Here is an 11172-nt window from a genome sequence, read left to right as displayed (position 1 = left end):
GGGGCCAGCCCCCCGGACCCCCCCGGATATTTTTGGCCAGATGAAGTTCTGGATCTAGAATTCTACGGGGCCGTCGAGTTCGTGGACATGCCACGGCAGGCCGTGATTGTTCAGCATGTCCATGAAATCATCCGGGTCGAGCTGTTCCATGTTCCAGACGCCGGGCTGGGACCAGTTGCCTTTCAGCACCTGTGCTGCGCCAATCATCGCAGGGACGCCGGTGGTGTAGCTGACGGCTTGTGAGCCGACCTCGGCGTAGCATTCCTCGTGGTCGCAGATGTTGTAGATGTAGAAGGTCTTTTCGCCTGAGCCGTCCTTGGCCTGACCCGTTGCGATGTCGCCGATGCAGGCCTTGCCTTTGGTTTCCGCGCCCAGATCGCCGGGGTCGGGCAGCAGGGTTTTTAGGAATTGGATCGGGATGATCTCCTTGCCGTCATGCATCACCGGGTCGATGCGGGTCATACCGACGTTTTCCAGCACCTTGGCGTGGGTGATATAGGCGTCGCCGAAGGTCATCCAGAAGCGCGCGCGCTCGATCTCGGGGAAGTGGGTGCTGAGGCTCTCCAGTTCCTCGTGATACATCAGGTACATGTTCTTGGGGCCGATGGCGGGAAAGTCGAACTCGACCTTGTGAGTCATGGCGGGGGAGTGTTGCCACGCGCCGTCTTCCCAGTGGCGGACTTCGGCCAGCACTTCGCGCAGGTTGATTTCGGGGTTGAAGTTGGTGGCGAATTCCTGATCGTTGCTGCCGCCATTGGCGTCCAACACGTCGATCTGGCGGATCGTGTCCAGTTTGTGTTTTTTCAACCATTTGGCGAAGACGCTGGTCACACCCGGATCAAAGCCCGAGCCGAGGATGGCGGTCAGGCCTGCCGCTTTGAAGCGTTCCTGATAGGCCCATTGCCAGTGATATTCGAACTTTGCTTCATCCTCGGGCTCATAATTCGCGGTGTCGAGATAGTGGATGCCGGCCTCAAGGCAGGCATCCATCAGCACTAGGTCCTGATAGGGCAGGGCAAGGTTCACCAGAATCTCGGCGCCGGTTTCCTTGATCAGTTTGACCGTGTCTTCGACCTTGTAGGCGTCCAGCTCGGCGGTTTTGATGTCCACACCAACGCGGTCCTTAACAGCCGCCGCGATGGCGTCGCATTTCGATTTCGTACGGCTGGCCAGAGTGATCTCGGTAAAGATATCCGAGTTCATCGCCATCTTGTGCACGGCTGCGTGGGATACGCCGCCCGCGCCGACAACCAGTGTTTTGCCCATGGTCTGTCTCCTTCTTATTCGTAATAGGTGTAGCCGTTGATTGAGTCGCGATAGGCGCTCATCAGGGTTTTGCGGTCCTTGGCTTGCAGAGTACCGGTCGAGATCGCCTCGTCCACCATTTTGCGGAAGGCGGCGACACAGTCTTGTGGGTCGAATTCAACGTAGGACAGGACCTGACTGATCGTGTCGCCCTCTTGTTCGTGCAGCAGGTCGAAGCCGCCATCGGCGCGCAGGTCGATGGTGACGACGTTGGTATCGCCGAAGAGGTTGTGCAGATCGCCCAGCGTTTCCTGATAGGCCCCGACAAAGAAGACGCCCATGAAGTACTCGCCCTGATCTGGTAGCGAATGCACCGGCAGGCTAGGTGAGACACCGTCGGCCAGAATGAACTGGTCGATCTTGCCGTCGCTATCACAGGTGATGTCAGACAGCACTGCGCGCCGGTCGGGGGTTGTGTTCAGCCCTTGCAAGGGCACGATCGGGTGCAGCTGGTCGATGGCCCAGACATCGGGCAGGGATTGGAACAGCGAGAAGTTGCAGTGATAGATATCGGCCACTTTCTCAAGCTGATCGTCCACATCCGTGTCCAGTTCGTCACTGGCCGCCAGCGCCTTGAGGCGGGCCATCAGCGACAGATAGATACGCTCGGCCCGGGCCATCTGGCGCAGATCGACATAGCCGCGGCGGAACAGGGCGCGCAGCTCGTTGCGGTAGAAATTGGCGTCGTTCCAGCATTCCTGTAACCGCTCCGTGCTGAGATAGCCGTTGATCGCGGCCAGGTCCGAGACCAGATGGTTGTCGTCGGGTTCTACATCCGGCGCGGTGGGCGCATCGTAGAGCGTGCTTTCCAGTACGTTGAACACCAGCATCGAAGAGGTCGCGACCACCGCACGGCCGCTTTCGGTGACCAGCGTGGGGTGGGCGATTTCCGCCTCGTCCATCGCGTAGGCAACGGTTTCGACGACGTTGGCGCAGTATTCCTCGACCGTGTAGTTGATTGAATTCTCAGCGGCTTTCTTTTCGCCGGTATAGTCCACGCCCATGCCGCCGCCGAGGTCCAGATGGGTCAGCGGCACGCCTTCACGCGTGAGTTCGGTATAGTAGCGGCACGCCTCGCCCACGGCGCGGCGCACATCGTTGACGTCCTGCACCTGGCTGCCCAGATGCGAGTGCTGCAGCTTGAGACAGTGTAGCAGGCCCGCGTCCCGCAGCTTGTCCACCGTGGCGACAAGCTGATCGGTGTTCATGCCAAAAGCGGACCGGTCGCCCGAGCTTTCTTCCCATTTACCGCTGATCTGGTTGGTCAGCTTCACCCGCACGCCGATCAGGGGTTCAATGCCGAGTTCCTTATAGACCTCGATCACCGTATCCGCCTCTTTCGGGCTTTCCAGAACGATGACCGTGTTGAAGCCGATCTTGCGGGACAGGATGGCCAGTTGGATGAACTCGGCATCCTTGACGCCGTTGCAGACGATCAGCGCCTCAGGGGCCAGACGATGGGCCAGCGCCACGACCAATTCGGGCTTTGAACCCGCTTCCAGACCGTAGTTGTATTTCTTGCCGAACTCGACGATCCGGTCGACTACCTGTGCTTGCTGGTTCACCTTGATCGGGAAAACACCGCGATAGCTGCCCTTGTAATTCACGCGCGCGATGGCGCTGCGGAAGCTTTCGTTCAGATGCGCGATTTCATGTTCCAGATAAGATGTGACGCGCAACAGCATCGGGGCCTTGATGCCCCGGTCGTCCAAATCGGAAAGAATACCCGGCAGGCTGATCGCATCGGCCTCGGGCCTCATTGGATTGCGCAGACCGATCTCGCCCTGCTCCGTCACCTCGATGAGGCCCTTGCCCCATTTCTCAACCCCGTAGATGGAATGCGGTGCGTCGGGCGTCTGTTTCAATCAAGTCAGTCCTTACTCAAAGGGTGCCGGTTTTGCGCCCGCCAATACGGCAGCTATTTGATTCTTCCAAGTGTAATCTATGTGACGGGAATTGCCGAATTTATGTTACGTGGCTGATTGGGATCAAATGGTTGTCCCACTGGCAGTCAGGGCGGGCAGATACTTGCGGGGTCGCCGACACAGCGCCGACCAGCCCCGTTCCGGTGGTAAAGAAAAAACCGTTCTTGCCGGTGCCAAGGCCACAGACATCTTCCAACGTAAATGCGTCTTGTAGCTGACCAGTTGCAACGTCAAAACGATGCAGAGAATTCCCCCGCGGGCAGGTGATTGCAACTGTTTTGCCATCCCCGGAAAACGCGATACTGCCAGCGTATCCTTGCAAAGTGCTTTGTTCAGCTTCCGGGGCTTTCAGTAACCGTGGAGCTTCACCCCGTCTGTGAAGGCCAAGCAGTGCGGGTGACTTTGCGGTGTCGCCTTGCCATTGCATGGCAAAACCGACCAATCCATCGGGCCGCACGGCCAGATGGCGGATCGAGTTTTTATGGAGCGTCCGGGGAAGCTCTACCTGCTCTAACACCGCGCCGGATTGATTAAGATAGGTCAGGTTGGGTTGCATCACCGGCAGGTTCAACTTGGTTCGGCCCGTGTCGGGATGAGTTTCGATCCCTCCATTGGCAACCACCAGCGATTGGCCGTCGGGCATGAGGCGCACGTCATGCGGACCCGTTCCGCCCGACGAAAATTCGCCTAGTCTTGTATAGTTGTCCGTATACCAGACCCCGATGATGCCTTCTCCGGCCTCAAAGTCATTTTCGGTGGTGAAAAGCGTTGTGCCATCCGACGAAAACGTGCCGTGCCCGTAGAAATGGCGCCCATCGGGTGCCTTTAGGCGCTGGATTTCCCGACCAGTTACACAGTCGATAACTACCGCAAATCTGCCTGGGCGGCGTGCGAATGCCACCGCTTGTGCCAGATAGGGATGCGCGGCGGCGGCATGGCCTCGCGCGGGCAGGGGGAGTGTGAAAAGGATGTCACCGGATTCCGTCAAACCCGCCAGCCGGTACGTCCCATCGGGAAAGAGTGCTGCGGCGAGAAAGTCTGGTGCCCCGGCCATCGACCAACCACGTATCGGAGACAGGCTGGCGGCGGCAAGACCGGCAAGAAAACGTCGACGGCTGGCCATGCTTCAATCTCCGTCCAGCGAATTGAACCCGGCGCTGATGCCGAGTGTCGGGCCAAGTTCAACGGACGCGATTGCGCGGATGTCGTTGATCGACTGTTGCAAAGCCTCGATCCGCAATCGGCCCTGAGGCGTGGCAACTCCGGACAGGTCCGGGTACTCCAGCTTACTTGCGCGGCTAATTGCCTTGTCGAACGCGCGATCAAGGTCGGCGGCAATCTGAGGATGATCCGAGGATAACCGGTTCGAAAGGTCCCGCAACGCCATCAATGACAGCTCGATATGTCTAAGCGAACGCGCGGATCGGCGGGCCTCGGCCCGTTTTGGACGGGGGCGATCAAATGTGCCCAATGGTCGGCCCAGACGTGTTTCAGCCGTGAATTCCAAGCCTGTGACAAGGGATTTGAACAGCTCCTGCATGGCTTCGTCACCAGAACGGTACGGGCTGCCGTCTTCGCCCGGCTTCATCAAGGCCGGCGCGTAGCTATTCCATCCTACTTGAATGGCGTTTGCGTTGCGGTGAATGTCCGTTGCGATTGCGCGGATCAGCGCGCACCTGTAATCGGCTTCACCCTGATCAGAAAAGGCTGGATCATACAGCATCAATTCCAGGGCAAAGAACCCACGACCCGCGACGGATGTTTCGGCGTATTCATCAGGGTTTTCAACCGCTGTATCCTGCACGGCGATCAGGCTGGATAGTGCCTTGGGTGTGAAGCCTTTGGTATCTGGCCAAAAAGCCAATGCAAAGGCGCGATCATCGGTTTCGGACGGGCCAAACCTTAGGTGACTGACCGAGATCCAGCTGTCGAAAGCCGTATGATATGCCCCGCGCAAATCGCTGGATGCCGGGTCGCAATCCCGCAACGCCGTTGTCTCAAGGGCCTGCGTCGTGCTTGTGAGCGCGGCATAACCGGGGCGGATATGGTTTTGTACGGCATCCGTCAGGATCGGCGCGCGATCCTGTGCCATTGCTGTAATCGGCAGGGCAAGCGCAAAGACGAGGAGTAGGGGGCGCATCAAAGGCTCTCCAAAAAGCGGATAAGGGCATCTCGGTCGGATTTAGGCATCGACACAACCGCGTCCCGGGCGGTTTGGGCTTCACCACCATGCCAGAGAACCGCCTCGAGCAATGAACGCGCGCGGCCATCATGCAGGAATTGGGTGTGGCCCGAGACCTGTTCCGTCAAGCCGATACCCCACAAGGGCGGTGTTCGCCATTCGCGACCCGTCGCCCGAGCCTCGGGGCGGTTGTCAGCAAGGGCCTCACCCATGTCATGCAAAAGCAAATCAGTGTATGGCCAGATCAGTTGAAAACTATGCTCAGGCCGATCCGACATGCGATGGGTCACATAGGACGGCGTGTGACAGGCGACGCAACCTGTTTCGTTGAACACCTTCTTGCCCTGCAATACCACTGGGTCATCCACATTCCGCCGTGCCGGGACACCAAGATTGCGGCTGTAGAAGACAATCAAGTCCATACCCTGTTGGTCGACTTCGAAAACACGATCATCGCCATCACCATGCGGGGCGTTCACGCATTTTTCCTGCAGTTCCGTGCAGTCGCCGTGCGCAGCCGGATATAGCGGGCTGGAGATCCCGATATCGCCAGCAAAGGCGGCTGCCGATTGCTCGGGAATTGTCGGCATCCCGGCTTTGTGACCAAACCGACCCAACATCGGCTTGTTATGCTCCACCGACCAGACGATGTTGGGGCGTCCGGAAATCCCGTCGCCATCCATGTCATCAGGGTCTGCATTGGCCAGCAAATCCTCTGCTGGAATCGCTTCGAGCAGTCCAAGGCCGATCATCTGCGGAGCGACACGAGGGCTGATCATTGCCTCGGGATGCAACGGGCCGTAACCCAGATCACCAGCTTCGTATGTCGGTTGGCGCAGAGTGACCGTTTCGCCGCCCGAGAGTTCTACGATTACGTCCTCATACGTTATGTCCAGCCGGTACTCGGCCGCGTGGCCGGGTAGGGCGAGGTCTTGCATCTGACCGCCGTAGTTGGGTTCGGGTTGGGTTGCGATGTAGTCTTCTATCTGGCCGTAACTGACGCCACCGGGGATCGAGACGCGCAAAAACATGGAAATCGCGTTGTCCTTGGGGCCTGACGGCGTATGGCCGCGCCCGTCTTTGATGTGACAGCGTTGGCAGGATCGGGCGTTGTACAAAGGGCCAAGTCCGTCGGACGCCAAGGTTGAAGAGGGTGACGAGACCCAGATCTTTTTGAACAACCCGTTGCCAACCTTAAAGTCCAGCTCTTGTTCGAATTCCAGATTGCCGGAAGGTTGGGAAAAGGCATCCGCGTCGCTGCGTACCCGAACCGTTGCGGCCCCGGCGGACAGGTCTTCGAATCGTTGGGGCGCGCTGTAGTCTGTTGGCGGCGCGGTGACCGCGTCGATGCGCGCACGCTCGTCTTCAGTTCTGGGTTGATAGTTTAGGTGAAGGTCTTGCAGTTCCGTAGACTGCGAAGGGGTGGCCGCAAGAGCGGCCACCGACAGAACGGCAAGGCTAGTCGCCTTCGTCCATTTTTGCTGCGTTGAGATGCGCATAATTGGCTTCGCCAATCCTTTCGTACAGATCAAGCTGCGTTTCGAGGAAGTCGATATGTCCTTCTTCGTCGCTGATCAATTCCTCGAACAGCGACATGCTGACATAGTCCCCTGCTTCGCGGCAGTATTCGCGGGCCTCTATATACAAAGCGCGCGCGTCGTGTTCGGCGGCCAGATCACATTCCAGTGTTTCTTTCGGGTTCTGTCCGATCCGCAAGGGATCCAACTTCTGAAGATTCGGGTGGCCTTCCAGAAAGATGATCCGCTCGATCAGCTTGTCCGCATGGCCCATCTCTTCGATGCTTTCCTCGCGGCTTTTCTTGGCCATGTGGACCAAGCCCCAATCTTCCTGCAGGCGATAATGTAGCCAATACTGGCTGACCGCTGTCAGCTCATGCCGCAGGGATTTGTTGAGGTATTCGATTACTTTGGGGTCGCCCTTCATCTGCATTCTCCTGTGATACTTCGCTGCGTAACGCACGAAGTTGCATGGGGACTTCCAGCTTATCGCTTGAGCGCATGGTGTCTAGGAAAAGTGGCATGCACCCGCCACAATCCGCTGATTTTCCAAGGGCATGATAGATTTTTCCAGGCGTGATCACTGCATGAGGATCCGATAGGCGCATCCAGCCTATTGCGGCAAGAATATCCGCGTCCGAGATGTTTGTGCAGTGGCATATGATCATGGCGATACACTCTGGATCTGTATTCTGACTATATTAGTCAGTTAATTGCCGTAAGTCATCTATCAAGCTGTTTGCGGGTCTTCAAATGGCTGCGAGGCGGCGGTTTCCCGCCACCTCGCAATCAGATCGGTTCAGTGGAAAACCGCGTCGGGGTTGTCCAGGCTGTCCGAGCCTTCAAATTCGATCTGATCCAGATCCAGCGTGGTCACGATACGTTCGATCGTTTTGGTCTGATCAACCAGGCCGTTCACGCCGCCCATAATCAATGCCTCACCACCTGCGTTTCCGCGCTCGAGCATTTGGTCATATGCGAATCCGGCTTCGGCAGTGGACTTAATCCGGCCCAAAGCCTGCATGGTGTTCGCCAGTTTCACTTTCATCTCAGCGTCCAGCGCAGGATCAGAGGCAATCACCAGATCCGACAACGAAGCCCCGGTGACCGGCGTGCCGTCGATGCGGGTGTAGCTGCCCAGATAAACATTCTGGATGCCAAGGCCGTCATAGTAGTGGCTGTTGTGCGTGTTGTCCGAGAAGCAATCGTGCTCTTCCTCTGGATCGTTCAGCATCAGGCCTAGGCGCATCCGCTCACCCGCCTGTTCCCCGTAGGACAGCGACCCCATACCGGTCAGAATGGCGGAAACGCCTGCGGCCTCATTGGCTGTCAGGGCGGCGCGCGCCTCTCCACCTTGCTTCCATTGATCCGCCATCCAGGCAAGATCGCTAACCAACAGCTCGGTCGCAGCGCTCAGATACTGGCCCCGGCGATCACAGTTGCCGTGTGTGCAATCGTCACCCTGGACGTAGTCGGTATAAGGACGGTTGCCTGCACCCGCATCGTGGCCGTTCAAATCCTGCCCCCACAGCAGGAATTCGATGGCATGGTAGCCGGTCGCCACATTTGCCTCGATGCCATCCGCTTCGTGCAGTGTTTCGGCCAGCAATTCAGGCGTGATATCGGCCGCGTCGATTGTCTCACCTGACAAAGTGAAGCTGGGGTTCGCGATGACATTCAATGCGGCGAACTCGTTTTCATCGGACGGCTCACCATACGAGGCGTCCACGTAGTCGATAAGGCCTTCGTCCAGTGGCCAGGCGTTTACCTTACCTTCCCAGTCATCCACAACCGCGTTGCCAAAGCGATAAACCTCGGTCTGCTGATAGGGGACGCGCGCTGCGATCCAAGCGGCGCGTGCGGCGTTCAAAGTCGCGTCTGATGGTTCGGCGATCAGGGCGTTTACGGCGGTTTGCAGAGTTTTTGCGGCGATCAGGCTGTCTTCGTATTTGGCTTCGGCAATATTGGCATAGGTCGCCAGTACATCGGCCTTTGCCGGGCCGTCAGCAGCGATAGCTGATGATGCGGCACAAAGGGTCAGTGCGCTTGTAGCGGCAAGAAATCTTGTCATTGGGATCGGGTCTTTCATTTCAAAAATCAGGTCAGGCACACAGTCACGGCGCCTTGTGCATGATAACTGAGTGAATTAGTCGACTATGTCAACCCGAGTTTTATAGTCAGGTATATCTGGTGCCATGCGTGCAAGGCAAATCTACCGTGGTCCCAAGTTGTAAGAAGGGGCTACTAGTTGGTTAGAAAACGAAGTTTGGCCAAGGCGCACACATTCTATGCAGCCTTGGCCATATCCGTTTTTGGAACCGTCCCAGAGTTTGGTCATGCTTATCATGACCTCAAACTGCAGAATCGTGGAAGCCGATTAGGCAGCGTCCTCTTCCGGAGGTTCCTTCGCACCTGTCATAAAGGCGACGGCGTCAGACATCGTGTAATCCTTGGGGTCAATGGTGCATAACCGTCGCCCCAAGCGATGAACGTGAATGCGATCGGCAACTTCGAACACATGGGGCATGTTATGACTGATCAGGATGATCGGGATTCCACGCGCACGAACGTCCTGAATAAGCTCTAACACCTTGCGACTTTCCTTGACGCCCAAAGCTGCAGTTGGCTCGTCCATGATAATGAATTTTGAGGCAAATGCGGCAGCCCGGGCAACTGCCACGCCCTGACGCTGCCCGCCCGAGAGGGTCTCAACCGCCTGATTGATGGACTGGACCGTCATCAGACCCAACTCTGTCAACTTATCCCGGGCGAATTTCTCCATAGCTGGGCGATCCAATTGCCGCAGATACTTTCCCATGAAACCGGATTTTCGAATTTCCCGGCCCATGAACATGTTGTCTGCAATCGACAAGGCCGGTGACATGGCTAGTTGCTGGTAGACAATCTCAATCCCCATGTTCCGCGCGTCGATGGGCGACGTGAAATTTACCTTTTTGCCTTCAATGAGGATCTCTCCTTCATCCGGGATCGTCGCGCCGCAGATCGCCTTGACGATCGAGGATTTACCGGCTCCGTTGTCTCCGATGACTGCCAGTATTTCGCCCTGGCGCAGTTCGAAGTCAGAATGGTCGATAGCAGTGACATGGCCATATCGTTTTACGATTCCGCGACCTTGTACGACAGGAGTTTGATCTGACATTAGCCCGATACCTTTCTGATCCACTGGTCCACTGCGACGGCGGTAATGATGAGAAGTCCGATCAGCAGGAACGTCCATTGGGCGTCTGCACCAAGCAATCTGAGCCCAAGCGTGAATACGCCGACAATAAGCGCGCCGAATAGCGAGCCTAAGATTGATCCTCGCCCGCCAAACAATGAAATTCCTCCAATCACAACGGCGGTGATACTTTCGATATTGGCAAGCTGTCCTGACGTCGGGGAGACTGAACCGATACGCCCAATCAACGCCCAGCCCGCAAAAGCACAAATCAGACCGGACAGCATGTAGACCGACATGAGCGTTTTGTGGACATCCACACCAGACAGTTCCGCTGCTTCGGGGTCGTCCCCTACCGCGTAAACATGTCGTCCCCATGCCGTGTGCTTAAGCGCATAGGCAAGCACCGCAACCAAAACCAACATAAAGATGACACCAATGGTGAAGGTCGCACCCCCAACGCTGAACTTCGTGCCAAAGAACTGAAGGAAAGGCGCATTCGCTTCAATGTCCTGACTACGGATTGTTTCGTTGGCAGAGTATAAGAAGTTAGTGGCAAGGATAATCTGCCACATCCCAAGCGTGACAATAAAAGGGGGTAGTTTTACGCGGCTGACGAGCCATCCATTGATCGCGCCTATGGCCGTTCCGATTGCAAGCCCGCAAAAGACGGCGACCGGTACCGGTATCCCGTAGCGAAAGGTGAACTGGCCCATGATCACGGAAGAAAAAACCATGATCGCGCCGACGCTCAGGTCGATTCCTGCCGTAAGAATGACTAAACTTTGGGCAGCGGCAACGATACCCACGATCTGAACCTGCTGTAGGATCAAAGTCATCGCAAAAGGTGAGAAGAACTTTGATCCTAGAAGTAATCCGAAAATCAAAATTGCGCCGACCAAGACTATCAGCGGTACAAAAGACGGGTTCGCGTGAAGAATGTGTTGTATCCGACCGATTATTCCGGTTCGCGGGTCTTCGAATTCGGCGACTTTCTCGGCGCGCGCAGCAGCGGTTTCATACTCTTGTGCGCCTTGGTTTGCGTCAGACATGTCTCCCCCTTTT

10 protein-coding genes are annotated in these 11172 nt (G+C 56.9%); all 10 read right to left on the bottom strand.

Annotated elements, in window-relative coordinates; genetic code table 11:
- Positions 1-54: 54 nt before the first annotated feature.
- Positions 55-1266 carry a saccharopine dehydrogenase family protein gene (locus ACR0BD_RS18160; RefSeq protein ID WP_480832554.1) on the bottom strand — a complete coding sequence of 404 codons (1212 nt, stop codon included), beginning with the start codon at positions 1264-1266 and terminating at the stop codon, positions 55-57.
- Between the two features lie 14 nt (positions 1267-1280).
- Complete coding sequence (speA, locus tag ACR0BD_RS18155) at positions 1281-3170, bottom strand: biosynthetic arginine decarboxylase (RefSeq protein WP_480832552.1); 1890 nt, start codon at positions 3168-3170, stop codon at positions 1281-1283.
- Positions 3171-3270: 100 nt separating this feature from the next.
- Positions 3271-4353, bottom strand: coding sequence for a DUF1513 domain-containing protein (locus ACR0BD_RS18150; RefSeq protein WP_480832550.1), 1083 nt, complete (start codon positions 4351-4353; stop codon positions 3271-3273).
- 3 nt (positions 4354-4356) lie between these two features.
- Entirely contained in the window at positions 4357-5370 is a 1014-nt protein-coding gene (locus ACR0BD_RS18145; protein WP_480832548.1) for an imelysin family protein, read from the bottom strand.
- Positions 5370-6911 (bottom strand): di-heme oxidoreductase family protein, encoded by a 1542-nt coding sequence (locus tag ACR0BD_RS18140; RefSeq protein WP_480832546.1) that lies wholly within the window; start codon positions 6909-6911, stop codon positions 5370-5372. Before ACR0BD_RS18140 ends, ACR0BD_RS18145 begins: the two co-directional genes overlap by 1 nt.
- Positions 6871-7356 carry a bacterioferritin gene (gene bfr / locus ACR0BD_RS18135; RefSeq protein ID WP_480699537.1) on the bottom strand — a complete coding sequence of 162 codons (486 nt, stop codon included), beginning with the start codon at positions 7354-7356 and terminating at the stop codon, positions 6871-6873. Before bfr ends, ACR0BD_RS18140 begins: the two co-directional genes overlap by 41 nt.
- Positions 7304-7597 (bottom strand): (2Fe-2S)-binding protein, encoded by a 294-nt coding sequence (locus ACR0BD_RS18130; RefSeq protein WP_480832545.1) that lies wholly within the window; start codon positions 7595-7597, stop codon positions 7304-7306. Before ACR0BD_RS18130 ends, bfr begins: the two co-directional genes overlap by 53 nt.
- 131 nt (positions 7598-7728) lie before the next feature.
- Positions 7729-9000 carry an imelysin family protein gene (locus tag ACR0BD_RS18125; RefSeq protein ID WP_480832543.1) on the bottom strand — a complete coding sequence of 424 codons (1272 nt, stop codon included), beginning with the start codon at positions 8998-9000 and terminating at the stop codon, positions 7729-7731.
- 306 nt (positions 9001-9306) lie between these two features.
- Positions 9307-10089 (bottom strand): ATP-binding cassette domain-containing protein, encoded by a 783-nt coding sequence (locus tag ACR0BD_RS18120; protein ID WP_480699531.1) that lies wholly within the window; start codon positions 10087-10089, stop codon positions 9307-9309.
- A complete protein-coding gene (locus ACR0BD_RS18115) occupies positions 10089-11159 on the bottom strand; it encodes an ABC transporter permease (RefSeq protein ID WP_480699529.1) in 1071 nt (356 codons plus the stop codon). Before ACR0BD_RS18115 ends, ACR0BD_RS18120 begins: the two co-directional genes overlap by 1 nt.
- Positions 11160-11172 lie beyond the last annotated feature (13 nt).

Source organism: Ruegeria sp. G5 (assembly GCF_056533365.1).
The sequence above is the reverse complement of the archived record's forward strand: the minus strand, read 5'-3'. Positions and strand labels throughout refer to the sequence as shown.